The 24,014-nt window shown below is 51.1% G+C and carries 27 protein-coding genes; all 27 read left to right on the top strand.

Translation table 11 applies throughout. The annotated features are described in order from the left end of the window. Positions 1-21 precede the first annotated feature (21 nt). Positions 22-1,422 (top strand): ATP-dependent protease ATPase subunit HslU, encoded by a 1,401-nt coding sequence (hslU, locus tag J2Z70_RS30165; RefSeq protein WP_036724651.1) that lies wholly within the window; start codon positions 22-24, stop codon positions 1,420-1,422. Between the two features lie 376 nt (positions 1,423-1,798). Then, a complete protein-coding gene (gene flgB / locus J2Z70_RS30160) occupies positions 1,799-2,206 on the top strand; it encodes a flagellar basal body rod protein FlgB (protein ID WP_036724652.1) in 408 nt (135 codons plus the stop codon). A gap of 6 nt (positions 2,207-2,212) precedes the next feature. Then, positions 2,213-2,659, top strand: a complete 447-nt coding sequence (gene flgC, locus J2Z70_RS30155) for a flagellar basal body rod protein FlgC (protein ID WP_036692480.1) — start codon at positions 2,213-2,215, stop codon at positions 2,657-2,659. A 29-nt stretch (positions 2,660-2,688) separates the two neighbouring features. Then, the gene (gene fliE / locus J2Z70_RS30150) at positions 2,689-2,997 is read left to right on the top strand and encodes a flagellar hook-basal body complex protein FliE (RefSeq protein ID WP_036724654.1); all 309 of its coding nucleotides are present in this window, start codon (positions 2,689-2,691) and stop codon (positions 2,995-2,997) included. 34 nt (positions 2,998-3,031) lie between these two features. Beyond that, positions 3,032-4,621 carry a flagellar basal-body MS-ring/collar protein FliF gene (fliF, locus tag J2Z70_RS30145; RefSeq protein WP_036724657.1) on the top strand — a complete coding sequence of 530 codons (1,590 nt, stop codon included), beginning with the start codon at positions 3,032-3,034 and terminating at the stop codon, positions 4,619-4,621. 4 nt (positions 4,622-4,625) lie between these two features. Beyond that, positions 4,626-5,642, top strand: coding sequence for a flagellar motor switch protein FliG (gene fliG / locus J2Z70_RS30140; RefSeq protein ID WP_036692485.1), 1,017 nt, complete (start codon positions 4,626-4,628; stop codon positions 5,640-5,642). After that, positions 5,635-6,483, top strand: a complete 849-nt coding sequence (locus J2Z70_RS30135; protein ID WP_209879067.1) for a FliH/SctL family protein — start codon at positions 5,635-5,637, stop codon at positions 6,481-6,483. The genes fliG and J2Z70_RS30135 overlap by 8 nt, the downstream gene beginning before the upstream one ends. Then, positions 6,476-7,789 (top strand): flagellar protein export ATPase FliI, encoded by a 1,314-nt coding sequence (gene fliI / locus J2Z70_RS30130; protein WP_036692488.1) that lies wholly within the window; start codon positions 6,476-6,478, stop codon positions 7,787-7,789. The genes J2Z70_RS30135 and fliI overlap by 8 nt, the downstream gene beginning before the upstream one ends. A 6-nt stretch (positions 7,790-7,795) precedes the next feature. Next, complete coding sequence (gene fliJ, locus J2Z70_RS30125; protein WP_076078609.1) at positions 7,796-8,239, top strand: flagellar export protein FliJ; 444 nt, start codon at positions 7,796-7,798, stop codon at positions 8,237-8,239. Positions 8,240-8,257: 18 nt separating this feature from the next. Further along, positions 8,258-9,205: a MotE family protein gene (locus tag J2Z70_RS30120; RefSeq protein WP_342593070.1), complete on the top strand. Its 948-nt coding sequence runs from the start codon at positions 8,258-8,260 to the stop codon at positions 9,203-9,205. A 22-nt stretch (positions 9,206-9,227) separates the two neighbouring features. Then, a complete protein-coding gene (locus J2Z70_RS30115; protein WP_209879054.1) occupies positions 9,228-10,700 on the top strand; it encodes a flagellar hook-length control protein FliK in 1,473 nt (490 codons plus the stop codon). A gap of 27 nt (positions 10,701-10,727) precedes the next feature. Then, positions 10,728-11,264 carry a flagellar hook assembly protein FlgD gene (flgD, locus tag J2Z70_RS30110; RefSeq protein WP_036724663.1) on the top strand — a complete coding sequence of 179 codons (537 nt, stop codon included), beginning with the start codon at positions 10,728-10,730 and terminating at the stop codon, positions 11,262-11,264. Further along, positions 11,261-11,644, top strand: coding sequence for a TIGR02530 family flagellar biosynthesis protein (locus tag J2Z70_RS30105; protein WP_076158282.1), 384 nt, complete (start codon positions 11,261-11,263; stop codon positions 11,642-11,644). The genes flgD and J2Z70_RS30105 overlap by 4 nt, the downstream gene beginning before the upstream one ends. A 123-nt stretch (positions 11,645-11,767) precedes the next feature. Then, positions 11,768-12,586: a flagellar basal body rod protein FlgG gene (gene flgG / locus J2Z70_RS30100; protein WP_036724668.1), complete on the top strand. Its 819-nt coding sequence runs from the start codon at positions 11,768-11,770 to the stop codon at positions 12,584-12,586. Positions 12,587-12,698: 112 nt separating this feature from the next. Then, positions 12,699-12,923: a flagellar FlbD family protein gene (locus tag J2Z70_RS30095; RefSeq protein WP_036724671.1), complete on the top strand. Its 225-nt coding sequence runs from the start codon at positions 12,699-12,701 to the stop codon at positions 12,921-12,923. Further along, a complete protein-coding gene (locus tag J2Z70_RS30090) occupies positions 12,920-13,387 on the top strand; it encodes a flagellar basal body-associated FliL family protein (protein ID WP_036724673.1) in 468 nt (155 codons plus the stop codon). Before J2Z70_RS30095 ends, J2Z70_RS30090 begins: the two co-directional genes overlap by 4 nt. 40 nt (positions 13,388-13,427) lie before the next feature. Then, positions 13,428-14,426 (top strand): flagellar motor switch protein FliM, encoded by a 999-nt coding sequence (gene fliM / locus J2Z70_RS30085; RefSeq protein WP_036692509.1) that lies wholly within the window; start codon positions 13,428-13,430, stop codon positions 14,424-14,426. Further along, entirely contained in the window at positions 14,416-15,750 is a 1,335-nt protein-coding gene (gene fliY, locus J2Z70_RS30080) for a flagellar motor switch phosphatase FliY (RefSeq protein ID WP_036724675.1), read from the top strand. The genes fliM and fliY overlap by 11 nt, the downstream gene beginning before the upstream one ends. Before the next feature lie 26 nt (positions 15,751-15,776). Beyond that, positions 15,777-16,142: a response regulator gene (locus J2Z70_RS30075; protein ID WP_036692515.1), complete on the top strand. Its 366-nt coding sequence runs from the start codon at positions 15,777-15,779 to the stop codon at positions 16,140-16,142. A 9-nt stretch (positions 16,143-16,151) separates the two neighbouring features. Further along, positions 16,152-16,682, top strand: coding sequence for a flagellar biosynthetic protein FliO (locus J2Z70_RS30070; protein WP_036724678.1), 531 nt, complete (start codon positions 16,152-16,154; stop codon positions 16,680-16,682). Further along, positions 16,679-17,443, top strand: a complete 765-nt coding sequence (gene fliP / locus J2Z70_RS30065; RefSeq protein WP_076078620.1) for a flagellar type III secretion system pore protein FliP — start codon at positions 16,679-16,681, stop codon at positions 17,441-17,443. Before J2Z70_RS30070 ends, fliP begins: the two co-directional genes overlap by 4 nt. A gap of 22 nt (positions 17,444-17,465) precedes the next feature. Further along, positions 17,466-17,735 carry a flagellar biosynthesis protein FliQ gene (gene fliQ / locus J2Z70_RS30060; protein ID WP_036692523.1) on the top strand — a complete coding sequence of 90 codons (270 nt, stop codon included), beginning with the start codon at positions 17,466-17,468 and terminating at the stop codon, positions 17,733-17,735. 4 nt (positions 17,736-17,739) lie between these two features. Beyond that, positions 17,740-18,531 carry a flagellar biosynthetic protein FliR gene (gene fliR / locus J2Z70_RS30055; RefSeq protein WP_036724682.1) on the top strand — a complete coding sequence of 264 codons (792 nt, stop codon included), beginning with the start codon at positions 17,740-17,742 and terminating at the stop codon, positions 18,529-18,531. Between the two features lie 22 nt (positions 18,532-18,553). Continuing rightward, positions 18,554-19,648 carry a flagellar biosynthesis protein FlhB gene (gene flhB / locus J2Z70_RS30050; protein ID WP_081751116.1) on the top strand — a complete coding sequence of 365 codons (1,095 nt, stop codon included), beginning with the start codon at positions 18,554-18,556 and terminating at the stop codon, positions 19,646-19,648. Between the two features lie 20 nt (positions 19,649-19,668). Continuing rightward, the gene (flhA, locus tag J2Z70_RS30045) at positions 19,669-21,702 is read left to right on the top strand and encodes a flagellar biosynthesis protein FlhA (protein WP_036724686.1); all 2,034 of its coding nucleotides are present in this window, start codon (positions 19,669-19,671) and stop codon (positions 21,700-21,702) included. Beyond that, entirely contained in the window at positions 21,699-23,117 is a 1,419-nt protein-coding gene (gene flhF, locus J2Z70_RS30040; RefSeq protein ID WP_209879052.1) for a flagellar biosynthesis GTPase FlhF, read from the top strand. Before flhA ends, flhF begins: the two co-directional genes overlap by 4 nt. Continuing rightward, positions 23,114-23,995, top strand: a complete 882-nt coding sequence (locus J2Z70_RS30035) for a MinD/ParA family protein (protein WP_209879050.1) — start codon at positions 23,114-23,116, stop codon at positions 23,993-23,995. Before flhF ends, J2Z70_RS30035 begins: the two co-directional genes overlap by 4 nt. The last annotated feature ends 19 nt before the right edge of the window (positions 23,996-24,014 follow it).

Raw genomic sequence — 24,014 nt, 5'->3', positions numbered from 1 at the left:
ATATAAAGGGAGGAAGTCACAATGGTGAATCAATCGCTTACGCCACGCCAGATCGTAACAGAGCTTGACAAATATATCGTAGGTCAAAAACAGGCCAAGAAATCAGTGGCCGTTGCTCTCCGCAACCGGTATCGGCGCAGTCTGTTGTCCGAGGAGCTGCGGGATGAGGTTGTGCCGAAGAATATCCTGATGATCGGCCCTACCGGTGTAGGTAAAACAGAGATCGCCCGGCGTCTGGCTAAGCTTGTTAACGCCCCGTTTATCAAAGTCGAAGCGACCAAATTTACGGAAGTCGGCTACGTGGGGCGTGATGTGGAGTCGATGGTCCGGGATCTGGTAGAGACCTCTATCCGTATGGTGAAGCTGGAGCGCACCGAAAAGGTGAAGGACCGCGCAGAAGAGCTGGCGAATGACCGGATTGTGGCAATTCTGGTCCCTTCCTCCTCGAAGGGGAAATCGCAGCGCAATCCGTTTGAGATGATTTTTGGCGGAAACAACGGCGGGGCGGAAGAATCCAAGGAAGAGCCGGAGGACGGAAGCCTGAGCGAACGCCGCAGAGGGATCAAGTTCAAGCTGCTTGCCGGCCAGTTAGAGGATGACGTCATTGAGATTGATGTCGAGGACACGACGCCTTCGATGATGGATATGTTCGCTGGGCAGGGCAATGACCAGATGGGCATGAACATGCAGGAGATGTTCGGGAACCTGCTGCCGAAGCGTACGAAGAAGCGCAAGCTGCCGATCCGTGAAGCCCGCAAGGTGCTGATTCAGGATGAAGCGGCCAAGCTGATTGACACAGACGACATGATACAGGAGTCGGTAGCCCGCGCAGAGCAATCCGGGATTATTTTCATCGATGAGATCGACAAGGTGGCCAGCCAGGGCAAGGGCTCCGGTCCCGATGTATCCCGCGAAGGCGTGCAGCGTGACATTCTGCCTATCGTCGAGGGATCGACAGTCATGACCAAATACGGGCCTGTGAAGACAGACTACGTGCTGTTCATCGCCGCAGGCGCTTTTCACATTGCCAAGCCTTCAGATCTGATCCCTGAGCTTCAGGGGCGTTTCCCGATCCGTGTAGAGCTGAGCAGTCTCACACTTGAGGACTTTGTATCTATTCTTACGGAGCCTGAGAACGCACTTACGAAACAATATGTGCATTTGCTGCAGACGGAGAACATTGAAATCCAGTTCCAGAAGGAAGCTATTCAGGAAATTGCCAAGATCGCGGCCTCCGTGAATCAGAATATGGAGAACATCGGGGCACGGCGTCTTCATACGATCCTGGAAAAGCTGCTGGAGGATCTATCGTTCGAGGCACCTGAGCTGACGCTCGATACAATGGTCATCACTCCGGAGTATGTTCGCGAAAAACTGGCAGGAATCGCGCAGGACCGCGACTTAAGCCAATATATTCTGTGAGAAGGCAGAGCTATAAAATCATCAATATAGGTAATTCGAATTATGGTTATACAAATTTGATTCTAAATTCATGCATAAAAAGTTAAAAAATTCTATAATAAAGCAGAAAATGTAATATAAAAGGAAAATAATTGTAAAAACATGCTTTAAGCCCTCTCTTTTCTGAAAAGATAGGGCTTATTTCTTATTGTAATAATATACAAATTCTAAGAGAATCAATGTATGTGAGATTGACATAAGAATCATTCATCGACATGGTTCGACTTTAAGACGAATATGTTGTGAAAAAAATGACTTTATTTGTCGAAAATAAGCAGGGATTTGAACAAAGTTGTGGAATTCTTTTCATTATGATAGGTTTGGAAGGGGGATTACTATGGGTTTGCTGAACAGTGTCAGTTTTCAAAGATTACAAGGAGGCCTAGATGCCGCCACCAAACGACAAAGTGTTCTGGCTAATAATGTAGCAAATAATGATACACCAAATTTTAAACGTTCAGATGTTAGCTTTGAGAGCTTCCTGAGAGATCAGGAGAGCGGACTTAAAGCCACACTGGGTGCGAAAGTATCAGACTCCCGTCATTTCCGCTTCGGGACAGTGACCGGCATGCCGGCCGCTGTGGTCAGTACCGATGAGACTACATCTATGAATAACAACGGCAATAATGTGGATATGGATCGAGAACAGGCGCTGAGCGCCGAGAACCAGCTGAGATACAACTCTTATGTTGAACAGCTGAACAGTCAGATCACAATGATGCGTACAGTTGTACAGGGAGGGTAATCAATAATGAACTTTGGCAGCAGCTTTGGTATTAGCGCATCAGCTTTAACCGCCCAGCGTCTGCGGATGGATGTGATCTCCTCCAATATCGCTAACGCCGAGACCACAAGAGCCTCCGTGGTGGACGGCAAAGCCGTACCTTACCGCCGTAAGCTCACAGTTCTGGAAACTACCCAGGCTGACAGCTTCGCGAATATACTAGGCTCCAAGATGAGCGGCGGCAATGATGGCGTCAAGGTGAAATCGATTATCGAGGATTCTTCTCCGCTCAAGCCGGTGTATAATCCGAGCCATCCTGATGCGGACGCTGACGGTTATGTATATATGCCGAATGTGGATGTGACCAAGGAGATGGTGGACATGCTGTCTGCCTCGCGTTCTTACGAAGCGAATGTAACGATGCTGAACGCATCCAAATCCATGGTGACGAAGGCGCTTGAAATCGGCCGGTAGAATGAATTGACTGTCTAGGAGGAGAAGAATTGATACAGAATTTATTGATCGGGAACCAGGCGGTTCAGCCGCTGGCTATGAAGTCCGTAGCTGCAGAATCCTCAGCCGTGCAAGAGCCGGGACAGAGCTTCGGTTCATACCTGGAGAATGCGCTTAACCAGGTAGCAGATCAGGAACAGCAGGCGAAGGACATGAGTAACAAATTTGTACTGGGAGAGGTCAACATTGATGAGGCTATGATTTCGTCCCAACAGGCATTGCTGAGTTTGCAGCTGACTACACAAGTCCGGAACAAAGTGATTGAAGCCTATCAGGAAATTATGAGAACTCAAATCTAAATAATCCTAGCTACGTTTCGGATGGGGTGACACTGTGAATGAAAGATTGGCCCAGTACCGGGAGAAGATAACCCAGTATTGGAACAGATTCAGCGGTAAACAGAAGATAATGTTTTTCTCCACTCTGTTTATTATCATTATAATAATCGTAGTTACGACCATGCAGTTATCGAAGGTGGAATACGAGGTTGCTTTTCAGGACCTGGACAGTACCGATTCAGCGGGAGTTATGAGTTATTTGGATACATCAGGGGTGTCTTACCGTTTAAGCCCGGATGGTAAAAGTATCTCCGTTCCCAGTACGGACGCTGCACGTATCAAGATAGCTGTTGGTTCTCAGGGAATCGTTCAGCAAGGCTCGATCGGGTACAAGGTATTCAATGAATCCTCGTCCATGATCGGTACTACAGACAGTGAATTCAATGTTAAATACAACAATGCGCTTAATGGTGAAGTTGAACAGCTGATGAGAAGGATGCAGGGGATTAAAGACGCCAAGGTTCTCATTACCCTGCCGAAGGAGACGGTATTCGCCTCACAGGAGGATCAGGAGAAAGCGCAGGCTTCCGTGGTGATGAGCTTCAATCCGGGATTCAGACCTTCTCAGGAGAATATTGACGGCTACTTCAATCTCGTGAAGACCGCTGTCCCGAATCTTCCCATCGACAACATTACAATCACCAACAACGAGGTGGAGCTGAAACCGACGGCCAAGGGCGGCCAGGCGGGAATCTCCAGCCAGGTTGAAGAGAACTTCGCACTCAAGAAGAAATTCGAAGACGATGTCAAGAAAGATGTCAAGCAATTTCTGAGTACCCTCACAGGTCCCGATAAGGTTGATGTCCTGGTGTTCTCCAAGCTTAATTTCGATAAGGAGAACAGAAAGGAAGATGTTGTAGTACCGGTGGATGCTGAGAATATGAAGGGGATTGAGATCAGCTCGCAGATTATCAGCAAAACATTCTCGGGCCAAGGGAACACTTCCGGAGGAGTCGCAGGTACAGGATCTGAAGATGTTGCAGGTTATCCTGCGGGGGCTGACACAGGTGCTTCTTCTTCTGAGGAATCATCGGAGACAAGGAACTATGAAGTTACTAGAATCACTAAAGATATCATCGCAAGTCCATATACTGTAAAAGATTTAACCATAAATGTCGCGGTTGAACCACCTGCAGGACAAACAACTTTGGACGAGGCTACTTCAGGAGCGATACAGAACATTCTGGTCAACATTGTACGTGCGTCCCTGGCAGATTCAGGTATCACTTATACAGACGCAGACCTGACCAAAAAAGTTTCGGTATTCTCGCAACAATTTGGAGGTGCTACTGCCGAGAACGCATCCGGCGGACTGGCAACCTGGATGATCTGGGCCATCGGTGCGGCTGCTCTGCTGGTCGGTGCAGGCGGAGGTTATCTGATCTACCGCAGCCGCAAGAACAAGCAGGAGGAAGAGGTCGAAGAAGATATTCCGCTGCAGGTTCCTACCGAGTTCCCTTCAATTAATATGGATAGCGTGACGAATGAAAGTCAGGTCCGTAAGCAGCTGGAAAGTCTGGCGAAGAAGAAGCCGGATGAATTCGTAAATCTGCTCCGCACCTGGCTTGCTGAAGAACAGAGGTGAAGAGATGGCAAAAGCTAGCCAGCAGGGACTCAGCGGCCGTCAAAAGGCGGCGATCCTGCTTATCACACTAGGGCCTGAAGTATCGGCACAAATATTTAAGCATCTGCGGGATGAGGAAATCGAACAGCTGACGCTGGAAATTGCGAATGTACGCAAAGTGGACAGCGGGGAAAAAGAGTCGATCATGTCCGAATTCCATCAGATCTGTCTCGCACAGGAATATATCTCGCAGGGCGGTATCAATTACGCCAAGGAGATTCTTGAGAAAGCTCTCGGCTCGGCCAAGGCGCTCGAAGTCATCAACCGCCTGACTGCAACGCTGCAGGTAAGACCTTTCGATTTTGCCCGCAAGGCAGATCCGAACCAGATTCTCAACTTCATCCAGAACGAGAATGTACAGACTATTGCACTTGTACTCTCTTATCTGCAATTTGAACAGGCGGCCTCCATTCTGTCTTCCCTGCCTCAGGAGAAGCAGGCGGAGGTAGCCAGAAGAATAGCGATTATGGACAGCACCTCTCCAGAGGTGGTCACCCAGATCGAGCGTGTACTGGAACAGAAGCTTTCTGCTACAGTCACCCAGGATTATACGAATGCAGGCGGTATCGAATCGATTGTACAGATTCTGAACGGTGTAGACCGCGGTACAGAGCGGACCATTCTGGATTCCCTGGAAATTCAGGACCCGGAGCTGGCCGAGGAAATCAAGAAGCGGATGTTCGTCTTCGAGGATATCGTCAATGTCGACAACCGCTCGATACAGCGGATTATCAAGGATATCGACAACGCCGACTTGCAGCTTGCGCTCAAGGTGGCCAGCGAGGAAGTGCGGGATGTGATCTTCCGCAATATGTCCAAGCGTATGGCCGAGACCTTCCGCGAGGAAATGGAGTACATGGGACCTGTGCGGCTGCGTGATGTGGAAGAAGCACAGACCCGCATCGTAGGCACGATCCGCAGACTCGAAGAGTCTGGTGAAATTATCATCGCCCGTGGCGGAGGAGATGACATTATTGTCTAAGCTGATCAAGCATTCTCAATATATTCCGGTAGATGTGCTGAAGCGTCTTGAACAGGCCAGACATCATGCAGGTCTGACTGAAGAGCCGGCTCCAGAAGAGCCTCCGGGTGAAGTCCACTACCAGGACCCCGCCAGGGAGGCAGCGGAGCAGTCCCGCAAGCAAATGCTGAAGGATGCTCAGGAGTTCGCGGAGAGTCAGGTCCGCAGCGCCTCCGAGGAAGCGGAGAATATTGTGGAATCAGCGCGGACTGAAGCTGAAGAATGGTGGCGCGAGCGGAGGGAACAGGATGAGCTGTTGATCGAAGCCGTCAAATCCGAGGGCTATCAGCAGGGGTATCAGGAAGGTCTGGCTCAAGCAGAGCAGGAGATGTCCCAGCGCCTTGCCGAGATGATGGAAGAAGCGCGGACCGTGCTTCAGGAAGCATACCGGGCGAGAGATGTAATTATACAGGAGGCGGAACCGTTTCTTGTAGAGCTAAGCTGCGATATTGCTGAGAAAATCGTGGACAAGCAGCTGACCGTTGAACCGAAATTTGCGATGGATCTGATCCGTAAAAACCTGGCCCGAAAACGCGAGCAGGGGCTGATCTCACTCTGTGTTTCTCCTGCACAGTTTGCTTTTGTGAATGCGGCCCGGGAAGAGCTCTCGCTTGCTGTGGACTCACAGGCTGAGCTGCAGATTCTGCCGGATTCAACGGTCAGAGATCTGGGGTGTGTAATCCGGTCTTCCTTCGGCAGCATCGATGCCCGTGTCGATACCCAGCTTGCCGAAATTAAAAAAGAACTGCTAAGAATCGCTCTGGACTCGGATGAACACAGAAATGGGGACGACGATGCTTGACAGCAGAAGATACAAAGATCAGCTGCGTAACTTCGATCCGGTAAGGATTAATGGCAAGGTTACGCAGGTTATCGGGCTGATGGTGGAGTCGGAAGGGCCTGACGCCAGCATCGGTGATGTGTGCTATATCTATCCTGCCAAAGGAAGTAAGCCGCTTCAGGCAGAGGTTGTCGGGTTTCGTGATAACAAGGTGCTGTTAATGCCGCTTGGCGAACTGCAGGCCATCGGGCCTGGCTGTGATGTGGTGGGCACCGGCAAGCCGCTGAGCGTTCAAGTCGGCTCGGAGCTGCTCGGGAAGGTTCTCGACGGTCTGGGACAGCCGTTGGATGGTTCACTGATACCGGCCAGAATGCCGCATAGCTCTACCTTCAACATTCCGTCCAATCCGCTTAATCGCCCGCGGGTCGCCGAGCCGATCAGCATTGGAGTCCGGGCTATCGATGGACTTTTGACGATCGGCAAGGGGCAGCGCGTAGGGATTTTTGCCGGCTCGGGTGTGGGGAAGAGTACCCTGATGGGGATGATTGCCCGCAACACCTCGGCAGATGTCAATGTTATTGCGCTGATCGGTGAACGGGGCAGAGAGGTGCTTGATTTCATTGAGCGCGATCTGGGGCCGGAAGGCCTTCAGCGTTCGGTAGTCATTGTGGCCACTTCCGATCAGCCTGCGCTGATCCGGATTAAGGGGGCACTGATCGCTACTACGATTGCCGAGTACTTCCGCGACCGTGGTCTGAATGTCATGCTGATGATGGACTCGGTAACACGTTATGCGATGGCGCAGCGTGAGGTAGGGCTGGCAGTCGGCGAGCCTCCGGCGATGAGAGGGTATACACCTTCTGTATTCGCCAGTCTGCCTAAGCTGCTGGAACGGGCCGGAACGGGGCCTACAGGCTCAATCACCGCGTTCTACACGGTACTGGTTGACGGTGACGATATGAACGAGCCGATAGCAGACGCTGTACGCGGTATTTTGGACGGGCATATTGTTCTGAACCGGAATATAGCCAACAAAGGACATTTTCCGGCGATCGATGTTCTCGCAAGCATCAGCCGGGTGATGAAGGATATCGCCCCGGAGGAGCAGATTGCAGCAGCCGAGAATGTGAAGCGCCTGATGGCGGTGTATAAGGATTCCGAGGATCTGATTAACATCGGAGCCTACCAGAGGGGCTCTAACGCGCAAATCGATGAGTCGATGCATTACATTGACAGCATCTGGGATTTCACCAAGCAAAAAGTGAACGAAAAGGTAACCCTTAGCGAAGTGCAGCAGACTTTAATTTCACAGTTCTCGAGGAGTTGATTGATCATGAGATTCCATTATACTTTTCAAAAAGTGGTGGACTTGAAGGGTAACGAAAAAACACAGGCAGAGTGGATGCTCTCAAGCGCGCTCGGAGAACTGCAGGCACAGGAAAAAAGCCTTGATGAATTAATCGGCCAGCGCAGTGCGCTGATGTTGTCCCTGCAAAGTGCAGCACAGCAGAAGACACCGATGGCTAAGCTTCGCGAAATGCAGGATTACGTAGATTATCTCGACAAATGCATTGCCCGCAAGCATTCCGATATCAGCCTTGCACATGTTGAGGTTCAGAATAAGCAGGATCACCTGAGTACTAAGGTTCTGGATGAGAAGGTATGGCTTAAGGCCAAAGACAAAGCACAAACCGCATTTCTGCAGAATATGAGTTTACGGGAACAAAACGAACTGGATGAGATGGCTACCGTCCGCTTCGCGATGAAATCCCTCTAACCCGGGAGGTTTCCGCTAGTGGCAAATAATCAGATGGAACTTGAAGATGAAGGGTCGGCAGGCAAATTAGAGCGTTTTTTGTTCTTGATGATTCCAATCATTTTCACGCTTGTACTGCTTGGGGTACTGCTCACCCTATTTAATATGGATATCCGTAACAACGTGCTGGCGATTGCCAACAAAATTCCTGTTATAGAGAAATGGGTGCCTGATCCGCCGCCGGACCCGGCAGCGCCAGGTGAAGCCGCAGAGAATCCGCCGGCTGAGAGCAAGGAGCAAGCCGCCAGCTCCGCGAGCACGATCAAAGAACTCAAAGCACAGCTTACCACCCAGGAGGAGAAGCTGAAGAAGGCTGAGGAAGACAAGGCGGCGGAGACCACCAAGGCCGAAGCGCTTCAAAAGCAGGTTGAAGAGTTAAAGACTGCCGCTGAAACGGCCGCAGCCACCGAGGAAGAGGAAGATCCTTATCTGAAGAAAGTGACGGATCTGGCCAAACTCTACGCCGGCATGAAGGCCTCCAAAGCGGCACCGATTATGGAGAATTTGACTACCGATGAAATGGTTCAAATCTTCAGTGTGATGAGCAATGCGGCAAAATCGGCCATCCTGGAAAAAATGGATGCCAAAAAAGCGGCAGATGTCTCCATAAAGCTAAAAGAAACCACAAATTCAACCGATATGGCTATTGCAGCCCTGCAATCCCGGCTGAAGCAGGAGGCGGGTACCACTACTCCCAAGCCTTCAGCTAATCTGGATCAGGAGAAGCTAGGCCAGACTTTCACCAGCATGCCCGCTGCGGATGCGGCAGTGCTGCTTGGCTCCATGTACAGCCTTAGTCCGGATAAGGTCATCACGGTGCTGAATACGGTCAGTGACTCGGTCCGCTCCTCGATTCTGGGGGAGATGACCAAGAAAGACAGCAAACAGACAGCCAAAATTGTCAACCGTCTGATGGGCGGAAAATAACTTTTGAAGGGAGGTGAAAAAGATGAGTATTATTCTACAAACCTTAACCGCAGGCAATCTGGCTGCTTCCGGCGGAACAACGCAGGGAACAACCGGAACGGTTAATCCGGCAACGCCATTTGCCCAGACGCTTGTGCAGAGCATGGTGGGAGTTACCGCTGTCAAAGGCACTGAGACTCCTGCAGCCGGTAATTTGGCTTCATTATTGCAGGGACTCCTGAGTGCTGTTCAGGCTAAGGGAGAAGAGGCAGGCAGCGTAGATGTCAAGCAAACGAAACTGCTGGAAGGTCTTGTGCAGGATATAGAGAAGCTGGACACCAGCCTTGCGGCTGATCCGGCGCTGATTGCAGCGCTTCAAGGCTGGCTGCTTCAAGTATCTGCTCTTGTGTCCGGCAATCCCTCTACAGGTTCACAGGATGCCTCGCCTACTGCTGCTGATACATCCATCAGCTTGTCGCCGCTTGCCAAGAACCCTGAAACCCTGCGCTTTGCCGTTCAAGATGAACTGAACAGCCTGCTTCAACAGGTTCAGACGGCAGCTGTCAGCGGGGATCAGGAGACTGCTGCCAAAGGAGCGGTGCTTCTGAATCAATTCTCGGCTATTATGGCGGAGAGTGCGCCTGTTAATCACAAGTCCATGGCTAACAAGGCTCCAGCAGTTGTGGATGCTCCAGCGGTGTCGCTTAAGCAGGCAACGGGAAGCGAGCCCAAGGTGGAAATGTATAGCAAAGCAGATTTGGCAACGGATGTCCGTAGGTTATTGGGGGCTTCAGCCAGCACTCGTTCCATGTTGGATGCAGCAGCAGCCGGTACCGCCGAAGCTGTAATTGCAGATGAGGGCTCCACTCCTGTTCTTGCAGGAATGGCGGCTTCGATGAAGAAGACCGAATCAGCCGAGGAGGCTTTGCCCGCTGGCGAAGCAGCGACCGCGGAGCCGGAGGTTGTAACGGCCGGCCAATTATCCCTGCGGCACGGAATTACTGCACCGCTCAAGGCGGGAGCCGCGCCAGTGCCGGTTCAGCAATTCGCCCAGGAGATGAACACCTTCATCAGCGGCAAGCTTGAGATTGTCAAGAAGGGCGGAGTGGCTGAAGCTACAATTACCTTATTCCCGGAGAATCTGGGACAAGTGGATGTGAAGATTTCCATGCAAAATGGTAATCTGGTGGCACAGTTTGTGACCCAGCATGCCGGAACCAAGGATATGCTTGAGCAGCAGATGAGTCAGCTTCGATTGGCCTTGCAGTCCCAGGGACTTCAAGTAGAGCGCTTGGAAGTTACGCAGAACAACAGCTCCCCTCAGTCACAGTGGACCGGAGGGCAGGGTCAGCAGACAGGCGCGGGCGGACAGCAGCAAGGCAGACGTTCACGGGAACGCCAGGAAGAATCGGTAGATGCCGTGCTTGCCGCAGAGCTTAATGGAGAATGGAAGGACTGGGTGTCAGCAGCTCAGCAGGACAGTAACCAGAGCGGCGGATTCTCAACCAAGATTTGATCTACAGGATAAGCGAGGTGAAATGATATGGCAACGAATCCCGTGTCTAACAGCAACGAGTGGAATTATGTAGCGAAAGATAAGACACCCAAGACCACAGGCACCTCTACACTGGGCAAGGATCAGTTCTTGAAGATACTGATTACCCAGCTGCAGAACCAGGACCCGATGCAGCCGATGGAGGATAAGGAATTCATCGCTCAAATGGCTCAGTTCTCATCTGTAGAGCAGCTTATGAACATATCCACCCAGCTTACAGCACTGAATCAGTCCCTTGGCTCTGTGTCAGGATTGATCGGGAAGGATATTACCTGGACGGATGCCGAGACGAAATTGCCGAAATCAGGCAATGTTGAATCGATTGTTGTCAGCAGCGGTGTGCAATATGCAGTGGTAGGCAAGGAGCGGATTGCTCTGACGGATATTACGCAAATTCAGAACGCCGGCACTACACCTGCAGCGGGCAGCGAGACTCCAGCCGGTAGCGAGACACCAGCGGCCAGTGAGACTCCGGCAGCCAGCGAGACTGAAACAAGCGGCGGGGAGAGCGGGGAGACATCATGAGTGACAGAATAACTATCGGACAATTATATCCGGCAGCTGTACATCCTTCCGCCTTGCAGCGTCAGCAATCTGTTAAGGGTTCCTCAAGTCCTGAAGCGTCGTTCGAGAGTGTGCTGCAGAAGAATATGCTGAAGTTCAGCAATCATGCAGCGAAGCGTCTAGAGCAGCGCGGAATCGAGCTTGGCAGCCGCCAGCTGGATCAGATCTCCTCTGCGGTAGACAAAGCAGCCGCTAAGGGCAGCAAAGAATCTCTGATTCTTATGAAGGACATGGCATTGATTGTAAGTGTAAAGAACCGGACAGTGGTTACAGCGATGGACGGCAATTCAATGAAAGACAATGTATTTACGCAGATTGACAGTGCGGTAATTATATCTTGACTTCGGCTGGTCCTTACTGGAGAGCCGATCGTGGCTGCCGACCGACTGACGCGGCCACCGCTCCAGCTTCATCTTTCAATTCTTAAGAGTCAGAAGACTCTATAACCGGGAGGACGATTAATAATGTTAAGATCTATGTATTCAGGGGTTTCAGGTATGCGCGGATTCCAGACTAAGCTCGATGTCATTGGTAACAATATTGCGAATGTCAATACCATCGGCTTCAAGTCAGGACGCGTGATGTTCAAGGATATTATGAGCCAGACGGTCTCTGGGGTTACAGCACCCGGAGAAGAGGGACAAGGCGGTGTCAATGCCAAGCAAATCGGTCTTGGGGTATCCATTGGTTCCATTGACACTTTGCACACAGCTGGTAGTGCGATGACAACGAATAACCCTACAGATCTGCGAATCGATGGAGACGGATTCTTTCTGGTGAAGCTTTCGGGTGATCAGGAGGTTCCATTCCTGACCCGTGCCGGAGATTTTCATGTGGATGCGGGCCGCAATCTGATTACATCGGATGGCCTGCATGTTGTTGACTCCGGAGGCGGACCCATTCAGATCGCTGACGATGTTACGGCATTCTCCATCTCCAGTGACGGAACGATTGTGCAGACAATGGCAGACGGCACTACTGAGGCTGGTGTACAGATTGGCATGGCTAAAGTCAGCAATCCGCAGGGGCTTGAGAAAATCGGCGGAAATCTGTACCGGGTGACCTTAAATGCAAATGATGGAGGTGCACTGGAGCCGACAACTGCCAATGATCCAGAAGCCGGAACAGGTACCATCGTTACCGGCCAGCTGGAAATGTCCAATGTGGATCTGACCGGCGAGTTTACAGAAATGATTGTTACCCAGCGTGGATTCCAGGCGAATTCACGGATTATCACCACTTCCGATGAAGTATTGCAGGAAGTAGTTAATCTGAAGCGTTAAGCCTGAACCGTAATATGTAACTTGCTGAATAATAACGTTTTGCCTGCAGCGGAAATGTTATTGCAGTCGTGGGGGAGGATCTCCTCCCCCTATTTAGGTTAGGAGGCCTGTCATGATTTCGGTAACAAGATTGAACGGGGCGGGGATGTGGCTGAATGCCCTGCTGGTTGAAATGGTTGAAGAATCACCGGACACGTATATTACGCTGGTAACCGGCAAAAGGCTGATCGTGCTTGAGAAGGCCGATGAAGTCATTAGCAAGATCAAGGAATATAACAGGGACATAGGCACACACGCTGCCACCATTAAAGTCCAGTCAATGGAGGAGCTTTCATGAAAAAGATGCTGCCATGGCTCATCACGATATTGCTGGCCGTTACCCTTATCGTAGTCGCTGCATTTTTGCTGATGGACAGATTTTTCCCGAGTGACGGGAATGAAGTGAACAAGGCTGTCCAGAACGTGGAGACGAAGAAGATGACTGCTGATGAAATTGTTAAGATGACGGCCGAAATCCAGGATATCAAAACTAATCTCGCCGATCCCGATTACATCCTTTCAGTTGACATCGCGCTTCAATTAGATTCAGCGGCGTCCAAGGAAGAATTCGAAAAGATAAAATCGATTAAAATAACACCGCTGATTATCAAAGCGATTGCCGATGCCAAACCCGAGGAGCTGAATGGGGCCAGCGGCAAAGATCAGTTCAGCAGCAAACTGGTGAACATTATCAACAAAAACCTGACAGAAGGTTCGATTACCCAGATTGAATTCACCAAATTCATAATGGCACCAATGTAGCTGCAGGCGGGTCAATTCTTTGATGGGGGGGGTGATTGAATTGGTTGATGTACTATCACAAAACGAAATTGATGCTCTGCTTGCTGCACTTTCATCCGGTGAAATGGATGCCGACGAACTTAAAAAAGAGGAAACTACTAAAAAGATCCGCTCTTATGATTTCAAACGGGCCGTACGCTTCTCCAAAGATCATATCCGCAGCTTAACCCGGATTCATGATAACTTTGCCCGCTACCTTACAACGTACTTTTCGGCCCAATTGCGCACCTTCGTGCAGATCAATGTCGTTCAAGTAGAGCAGCTCCCTTATGACGAGTTTATCCGCTCCATTCCCAAAATGACGATATTGAATATTTTTGAGGCCGAGCCGCTGGAGGGCCGAATGGTGATGGAGGTGCATCCGAATATTGCTTTTGCCATGCTGGACCGTCTGCTTGGCGGCTTCGGAACGGCACCCTCCAAAATCAACGCATTGACTGAAATCGAAACGACCATTATGGAGAGGATTTTCAGCAGATGCTTTGAAAGTCTGCAGGAAGCCTGGAAGACGGTGCTTGATATCCATCCCCGGATGGAGGCGCTGGAAACGAATCCGCAGTTTATGCAAATTGTATCGCCTAATGAAACGATTGCCCTGATCTCCCTCAGTACCAAAATAGGAGACACAACGGGGATGATCAATCTCTGTATCCCGCACGTTGTGCTGGAGCCGATTATGTCAAGACTCTCGGTGCACCAGTGGTTTGTCTCTGAGAAAAAGGTGCGGGATGAGGTAGAGCTCGAAGCCATCCGGGCAAGAGTGCACCGGGCGCAGCTTCCCATCGTGGCTGAGCTGGGCGAATCGAATTTATCCATTGCTGAATTTCTCGGGCTCAGCATCGGCGACGTGATTTCTCTTAACAAGACGGTGGATTCCGGTCTGTCGATTAAGGTGGGGGACAAGCTGAAATTCATTGGAAGTCCGGGGATGATCAAAGAACGTGTGGCTGTGCAAATAGACGAGATTGTCAGCGAAGGGGTTGAAGAGTTTGACGAGTAAAGATTATTTGTCCCAGGAAGAGATAGATGCTCTTCTTAGACAGTCTGCGGAAGGCAATTTGGCTCCTTCACCGAAGACCGTGGATGATTACTTAACACCTTTTGAACAGGATGCATTGGGAGAGATCGGCAATATCACCTTCGGAAGTGCGGCAACCGCACTCTCTACCTTGCTGGGTAAGAAGGTAGACATTACTACCCCTAAGGTATCCATTATTACACGCGGAGAGTTCGAGGAAGCCTTTCCCAAACCTCATGTAGCTGTTCACGTACAGTATGTCGACGGTTTCCAGGGAATCAATTCTCTGGTGATCAAGATCAGGGATGCACAGGTCATTGCCGACTTGATGCTCGGCGGGGAAGGAGATCCCAAAGACGAGGAACTGAACGAGATTCATATCAGTGCCGTGCAGGAAGCGATGAACCAGATGATGGGCTCGTCCGCTACCTCAATGTCAACGATCTTCAACAGATTCGTCAACATTTCTCCGCCTGGCATTGATATTCTTAACATGTCCAGCGGAGAAGGTGTAGGTAGCCTGCCGGATGATGAGACTCTGATCCAGATTTCCTTCCGCCTCAAGATCGGCGATCTGATTGATTCCACCATCATGCAGCTGCTGCCGGTACAATTCGCCAAGGATATGGTGACCATGCTGCTAGGCGATGTCAGCCAGGCTGACCAGGAAGCGGCAGTCTCCTCTGCGGAAGCTACACCGCCTCCGGCTGCGGCAGCCGCACCAGCGCCTGCACCGGAACCAGCGCAGGCGCCGCCTACAGCTCAGCAGCAGATGCCTGCGCCGGAGGCGGGAGGGTACCCGCCGCAATATCCGCCGCAGGGTCAGGGCATGCCACCTTATCCGGGAATGCCGGAAGGGGGATATTATTATCCTCCGGCAGGGATGCCGGCGTATGGGATGCAGGGCATGCCGCCTTACGGAATGCCGCCTCAGGGCACGCCTTATCCGCAGGCTCAGCCGCAGAATCCGGCACAGGGCCGTAATGTGAATGTGCAGCCTGTGCAATTTGCGAATCTGAGTGCAGGGGCTTTTGGCAATATTGACGAAAATAATTTAAATTTATTAATGGACATACCACTGAAGGTAACCGTAGAATTAGGAAGGACCCAGAAGCAGATCAAAGATATTCTGGAAATGTCGCAAGGTTCAATTATTGAACTGGACAAGCTGGCAGGTGAGCCTGTTGACATTCTGGTTAACAACAAGCTCATTGCCAAGGGGGAAGTCGTAGTTATCGACGAGAACTTCGGTGTCCGCGTTACGGATATCGTCAGCCAGTGGGACCGTATACAAAAATTACAATAAGCATACTTAGGGAGGATTTTGTAAAAATGGCTAACCGAATTCTAATCGTGGACGATGCAGCATTTATGAGAATGATGATCCGGGACATTTTGTCGAAGAACGGATTTGAGGTAGTGGGTGAAGCCCAGGACGGTTCACAGGCTATAGAGAAATTTAAGGAACTGCGCCCGGATCTGATCACGATGGATATCACCATGCCTGAAATGGACGGGATCGCCGCCCTTAAGGAGATCAAAAAAGTAGATGCCAATGCCAAAGTCATTATGTGTTCAGCCATGGGTCAGCAGGCTATGGTTATTGATGCAATCCAGGCCGGTGCCAAGGACTTTATTGTGAAGCCTTTCCAGGCAGACCGTGTCATTGAAGCCATCAATAAAACGCTGGGTATATAGGAACCAGGTATGTTATTTGCTTCCGGAACGCTCGGAGACAGTAGTAATGCCCTGCTGAATTTATTGAAGGTTGTTTTTTTTCTGGCAGTCATTGTTATTCTTATCGTGCTGCTGATCCGTTTTCTGGGACGCCGCAATCAGACTCTGATGAGCGGCCGTTCCATCCGTACGCTGGGTGCGCTGGGGCTGGGTCCGAATAAGTCGATTCAGGTCATTGAGCTGGGCGGCAGCCTCTATCTGATCGGAGTGGGCGAGGACATCACTATGATGGATAAGATCACCGATCCGGCAGAGGTGGCGCTGATTATATCCGCTTTTGAAGACCAGGCCCCAGGAACGGACAACTTCATTGCACCGCTTATCGCCAAAATCAAGTCCAAGCTGCGCGGTGAGGTGCCGTCCCAGGAAATTGAGATTCATGAGACTTCGTCTTTCTATGAGACGCTGCAATCCAAGCTTGCCCTGGCGCCAGAGCGCAAAGAGAAGCTGGAAGAACTGCGCAGGGATGAGGATCTCAGGAAAGAGTCGGAGGATTTATGAAAAAAAAGCTGATTCTTTCTTTTATGCTGCTTGGTATTTTCAGTGTGCTGCTCCTGCATCCGGTTCATGCCGACCCGATTCCTAATATCAATATCTCGGTGGGGGACAACGATGCTTCAAGCGGGGGGACAAGCTCCATCTCCATCCTGCTGCTGGTAACGGTGCTTAGCATTGCTCCTTCATTCCTGGTGCTGATGACCAGCTTCACGAGGATCGTGATCGTACTTGGGTTCGTAAGAACCTCACTGGGTACACAGCAGATGCCCCCGAATCAGGTGCTTGTAGGACTGGCTCTATTCTTAACCCTGTTCATTATGTCGCCGACGCTGGCAACCGTGAACGAGACGGCCTTACAGCCCTATATGAAGGGGACTCTGACCCAGAGTGAAGCACTGAACAAAGCGCAGGAGCCGATTAAGGAGTTTATGTTCAAGCAGACGAACACGAAGGACCTGCTGCTGTTCATGAACTATACCGGCAATAACGCTACAGTAAAGCCAGCCAGCTATAATGATATTCCTTTAACAGTAATGGTACCTGCTTTTGCAATCGGCGAGATGAAGAAGGCTTTTACCATGGGCTTTATGATTTTTATTCCTTTTCTTATTATTGATATTGTGGTGTCCAGCACCCTGATGGCCATGGGGATGATGATGCTGCCGCCGGTAATGATATCGTTGCCTTTCAAAATTATGCTCTTTGTGCTGGTGGACGGCTGGTACCTAGTAGTCAAATCACTGCTGCTGAGTTTTAACACCTGACTTATAAGAGGAGGCACATGGGATGAATGCGGAGTTTATTATCGGTCTGGCCGGCCAAGCCGTATATTTAGTGCTGGAGACCAGCGCCCCCATGCTGATTCTTGGTCTGGTGGTAGGACTGATCGTCAGTATTTTTCAAGCCACAACCCAGATTCAGGAGCAGACCCTGGCGTTTGTTCCCAAAATCGTTGCCGTACTGCTTGCTTTACTGCTGTTCGGTCCGTGGATTATAACGAAGCTGGTGGATTTCACCAGCCAAATTCTGGGCAGTCTCTATATGTATATCGGTTGATTCTATGAATATAGAGACCCTGCTGCAAAGTTTTCCTGTCTTTCTGTTGATTTTTTGTCGAATTACCGCCTTTTTTGTTGTCGTTCCTGTCTTTTCGTCGCAAAGCGTGCCGACAACGTTCAAAATTGGTTTGTCTTTTTTTGTGTCCATGGTCATCTTCAGCTCAGGCAGCATGAATATTACGGTTCCGCAGGATCTGGGGTTTATCCTCCTGATTATCAGGGAGGCATTAATCGGGCTGTTGCTTGGGTTTATCGCCTACCTGATGTTTATGACGATTCAGACTGCGGGCTCTTTTATCGATATTCAGATCGGGTTCGGGATTGCGAACGTCATTGACCCGATGACCGGGGCCTCGGCGCCGATTATCGGCAACTTCAAGTATATGATTGCACTGTTGCTGTTCCTGAGCATGAATGGCCACCACTACCTGCTGGATGCTATCGTATACAGCTATAAATGGGTGCCTATAGATAATGATCTGTTCCTCAAAATGATCGGCGGAAGCTTGTCTGAGTTTCTGATCCGCACCTTTGCACAATCCTTTATGCTGGCCTTCCAAATGTCGGCTCCGCTGGTCGCTGCTCTGTTCCTGACGGATGTAGGCCTGGCCTTCCTGGCCAGAACGGCTCCGCAATATAATGTGTTTGTCATCGGTGTTCCGCTCAAAATCATTATCGGTCTGGCGCTGCTTCTTATACTGATGCCGGGGCTGGCTGCGCTGTTCCAGAATCTCTTCGAGATTATGTTCGAGTCCATGCACAATCTGCTTGGCCTCATTGGGAAGAGTCCTTAGGCTACGGTAAGGAGAGATTGTCTTGGCAAAACAGGCAAGATACAAACTGAACCTTCAGCTGTTCGGGGGAGATAAGACAGAGAAGGCCACTCCGAAGAAACGGCAGGATGCCCGCAAGAAGGGGCAGGTTGCCAAAAGTGCTGAAATGTCAGGTGCAGTGGTCCTCTTCTCGGCGCTGCTGTCACTGAGCGTCTTCGGCGGCTTCATGAAAGAACGGTTTATCAAGCTGTATACAGATGTGTTCCAGAACCGGATGATGCTTGAGGTAACACCAGAGAATATCTCGGCGCTGTTCAACCAGTACGGGCTGCAGATCCTCATTCTGCTCGCTCCGCTGCTGGGCATCACCTTCCTGCTGGCGCTTGTGTCCAACTTCGCACAGGTAGGCTTTATGGCTTCAGGCGAAGGAATTACGCCTAAGTTCAGCAAGATCAACCCCATCAAAGGCTTCAAAAATATTTTTTCCATGCGTTCCGTAGTAGAGTTCCTCAAATCTGTCTTCAAGCTCATCCTGATTGCCTATCTGGTCTACAGTACGCTTTGGGGACAGAAGGAGAGCTTTGCACGCCTCTCGCATGTCGATGCGGAAGGGACATACAGCTTCGTTGCGAAGCTGACCATGAGCCTGGGCATCAAGATTGCAGCGGCTCTTTTTATAATGGCTGTACTGGACTATATCTATCAGAAATACGAGCATGAGAAGAGTCTCAAGATGTCCAAGCAGGACATTAAGGATGAGTACAAAAAGATGGAGGGCGACCCCATCATCAAAGGCAAGATCAGGGAACGTCAGCGCAGAATGGCGATGCAGCGGATGATGCAGGAGGTCCCCAAGGCCGATGTTATCATCACGAACCCGACCCACTTTGCAGTCGCCCTGAAGTATGACGGTTCCACAATGGAGGCTCCTCAGATTATAGCCAAGGGTCAGGATTATGTGGCACTCCGCATCAGGGAACTGGCCAAGGAGCATGGTGTTGTAACGATGGAGAATAAGCCGCTGGCACGGGCATTGTTCCAGAGAGCGGAGATCGGTGATGTAGTGCCGGCCGATCTGTTCCAGGCAGTTGCCGAAGTGCTGGCCTATGTATACAAGCTTAAAGGCAAGAGGAGATAAGCCGGGGGAGGTTAAGGACATTGAAAGCTAAAGATCTAACAGTTCTACTGGGCATTATCGGTATCGTGCTGATGATGATTCTGCCCATCCCTGTCTGGCTTTTGGATGTACTGTTAATTGTCAATATCTCGATAGCCCTGACCATTATATTGGTCGCTATGAATACCAGAGATCCGCTGCAGTTCTCAATATTTCCTTCACTGCTCCTGATCACAACGCTGTTCCGCTTAGCGCTGAACCTGTCAACAACCAAGCTGATTCTGGCTGATGGCCATGCCGGGGAGGTCGTAGCGACCTTCGGAAGCTGGATTGCCAGGGGACAGATCGCGATCGGGTTCATTGTCTTCCTGATCCTGGTTGTGGTTCAGTTCATTGTTATCACCAAGGGTTCTGAGCGCGTGGCCGAGGTAGGCGCCCGCTTCACACTGGATGCGATGCCCGGTAAGCAGATGAGTATTGATGCGGATCTGAATGCGGGGATGATCAATGAGCAGCAGGCACGGGAACGCCGCCGTAATGTCGAACGCGAGGCGGATTTCTTCGGAGCCATGGATGGTGCGAGTAAGTTCGTCAAAGGTGACGCCATTGCCAGTATCATCATCCTCATTATCAACCTGATCGGCGGCTTCATTATCGGTATGACCGTTCACGGTATGTCGTTCCAGACAGCACTCTCAACCTACTCTGTACTGACCATCGGTGACGGTCTGGTCAGCCAGATTCCGGCCCTGCTGATCTCCACGGCTTCCGGTCTGATCGTTACCCGGGCGGCTTCGGAAGGCAATCTGGCCGAGGATCTGACCGGACAATTGCTGTCTTATCCGAAGCTTTTATACATAGTGGCTGCGACTATTGCGTTTCTGGGTTTCTTCACCCCGATTACGATTATGTCCACGCTTCCTTTGGCAGGGCTGATGGCTTACGCGGCTTACAGTATGGGGCAGAAGGCCAGCAGGCAGCAGATTGCTGATGAACAACTGGTCGAGGAGAAGCAGATCGAAGAGGTGCGAAGTCCCGAAAGTGTCATCAATCTGCTTACGGTGGATCCGATCGAATTCGAATTTGGTTATGGTCTGATTCCTTTGGCGGATACGGGACAGGGCGGCGATCTGCTCGATCGCATCATCATGATTCGACGGCAATGTGCGCTGGAGATGGGTCTTGTCGTGCCGGTTATTCGCATACGCGACAATATTCAACTAAAACCGAATGAATATGTCATCAAAATTAAAGGAAATAACGTTGGCGGCGGTGAATTATTACTTAATCACTATCTCGCCATGAGCCCCGGTTATGATGATGAGTCGATTAGCGGGATTGAGACTATTGAACCATCCTTTGGGCTGCCTGCCCTATGGATTGATGAGTCGGTGAAGGAGCGGGCTGAATTATCCGGTTATACCGTGGTTGACCCGCCTTCCGTTGTAGCGACACATCTGACCGAGCTGATCAAACGGTATGGACACGAATTGCTGGGCCGTCAGGAGACGAAGCAACTGGTCGACAACCTCAGGGAGAATTACCCTGTGCTGGTGGACGAGCTGATCCCTTCCATTCTTGCTGTCGGGGATATTCAGAAGGTGCTGGGCAAGCTGCTGCGGGAGAAAATATCCATCCGCGATCTGGTCACTATCTTCGAGACGCTTGCCGATTACGGCACGTATACCAAGGACCCTGACATTCTGACTGAATATGTGCGGCAATCCCTCTCCAGACAGATTACCCAGCAGTTCTCTCAGACGGGGGAGACCCTGCGTGTTATTACTGTAGGCCCCGGACTTGAGAAAAAAATTTCCGAGAGCGTGCAGCAGACGGAGCAGGGCAGCTACTTGGCGCTTGATCCGGTATCTACCCAAACCGTCTATCAGCGGCTTACGGAGCAGATCAACCGTCTCCTGCAATCCGGCCAGCAGCCGATTGTACTAACCTCTCCAACGATTCGCATGTATCTGCGCCAGGTGATTGAGCGAACCATGCAGGATATCCCGGTGCTCTCCTACAGCGAGCTGGAGCCAAACATTGAAATTCAAAGCGTCGGGGTGGTGAACTTATGAGAGTGAAGCGTTATGTGGTCGATACGATGCCTGACGCCATGCATTCGATCCGCAGCGAGCTTGGAAGCGATGCCGTTATTTTAAGCACCAAAGAAATAAAGGTTGGCGGATTCATGGGCATGTTCTCTAAAAAGAAGATTGAGGTTGTGGCTGCTGTGGAGAACGGTGCAAAGGCAGCCGCGCAGGAGAAGGTTCCTGCACCGCCAATGAATGTACCGCGAAATGCAGTGCCAGAGGCCTATCAAAAGGCTGCCTCAGCCGCTGCTCCTCCTCTCCCGCCGCCTGTGACGGTAAGAGATGCGGCAGCAGCCAAGTCGTTTGCCGAGATTGCCGCAGCGCTGGCTGATCCGCTGGAGCAGGGCGGAGGTGTCGCTGTGATGCCGCCTTTAGTCAAGACGGAGCCGCCGGATATCCGCACTGAGGATATTGCAGCAGACCAGCCGTCTGTACCGCAGCCGGAGGAGAACCGGAAGAAACTTGCTGCCATCTATGAATCGCTTGCTGCAGAACAGCCTGAACCTGATACTGCCGCTGCAACTGAGAGTGATGTCCTGCGGGAGATCCGGGATATGAAGCAATGGATGGAACGTATCGCACGTTATTCCTCAGGGGCAGCCGAGCTGCCTGATGCGCTGGAATCCTTACGCAGCCGCCTGATTGACCAGGAGACTGACGCTGTTCTCGTGGAGGAATGGATCGGACATGTTCTGGAGCGTTACCGTCAGGAAGGAAGCAGCTGGGGGCCGGAACAATTCGAGGTTGTGCTCAGAGAGCAGATTGATGAATTTCTGTCAGGACGCATTGCCGGCGGTATTGCCCCGGATACCCGGATTGTATATATTGCCGGGCCGACTGGGGTCGGCAAGACGACAACGATTGCCAAGCTGGCAGCGGAGCAGCTGTTCAAGCAGGGCCGCAAGGTTGGCCTGATTACCTCGGATACTTACCGGATATCTGCCGTTGAACAGCTCAGAACCTACGCTTCCATTCTCAACATGCCGCTGGAGGTTGTCCAGTCGCCGGGAGACCTGCAGCGGGCGATGTTCCGGCTGGAGAGCTGTGATCTGGTGCTAATGGATACCGCCGGACGGAATTACCGCAATGAAATGCTGGTGGCTGAACTGCAGAGCCTGCTGGCCAAGGAGCTTAAGAGCGAGACCTTGCTGGTGCTGAGCCTCACCTCGAAGAGCCGTGATATGAAAAAAATCGCGGAGCACTTCGGCAGATACCAGCTGGATAAGGTTGTATTCACGAAGCTGGATGAAACGGGGAGCTACGGCCCGCTGTTCAATGTCCTGAATGATTATCCGCTGAAGCTCTCTTATATTACCAACGGACAGAATGTTCCTGATGATCTTCTTATGGCCACAGGGGAACAGATTGGCGGCATGCTGCTGGGAACAGGGGGCGGGTGATGGACCAGGCGCAGGCATTAAGACGGCTGGTCTCCAGCCAGGATACAAGGCAGGCTCCCGGAAGCGGTGCCTCCGCCCGGATCATCACGGTATGCAGCGGGAAGGGGGGAGTCGGAAAGTCGAATTTCACCCTTAACTTCGCGCTTGCACTGAAGGCCATGGGACGCAGAGTTCTTCTGTTCGATGCCGATATCGGCATGGCCAATATTGATGTCCTTATGGGTGTCTCCTCCAGATACAATCTGTACCACCTGCTCAAGCGGGAAGCGGATATCGGACAGATCATCCAGCTCGGACCGGAGGCACTGCCCTTCATTGCAGGGGGCTCCGGGATGGACGAGCTGTTCACACTCTCGGAGTCGGATCTGAATTACTTTACCACACAGATTGCCAGCATTGCCGATACCATGGATTTCATCCTGTTCGACACAGGGGCGGGGCTGTCCAAGGAAACGATGAAATTCATCACTTCTGCCGATGACTGCTTGGTGGTGACCACGCCTGAGCCTACCGCAATTACAGATGCATATGCGCTGATGAAGGTTGTTCATAATTCGCATCCTGAGGTTTCGTTCAGGCTGATTGTCAATCAGGCAGGGGATGAACGGGAGGCACGCGCCACCAGTGACAAAATCCGGATGGCGGCCAGCCGGTTTCTGCAGCTTGAGCTTCCCTTTCTCGGTTACATCAGCAGTGATCCGCATGTAGTACAGGCCGTTAAGAAACAAATTCCATTCTCAGTGGCTTTTCCGAACAGTATTGCAGCCAGGGATGTGCAGAGGCTTGCGCAGAGCTATCTGGCTGTGGATTCAGTAGAAACCGCTAAAGTTCAAGGCATCAAGGGATTCATCAGCAAGTGGTTGAAACGAAACAGATAATTGTTCTGAATTTGAGGGA

This window comes from Paenibacillus silagei (assembly GCF_017874735.1).
In the GTDB taxonomy this organism is placed as follows: Bacteria; Bacillota; Bacilli; order Paenibacillales; family Paenibacillaceae; genus Paenibacillus_AQ; species Paenibacillus_AQ silagei.
This window is presented reverse-complemented; position numbering and strand designations above follow the sequence as displayed.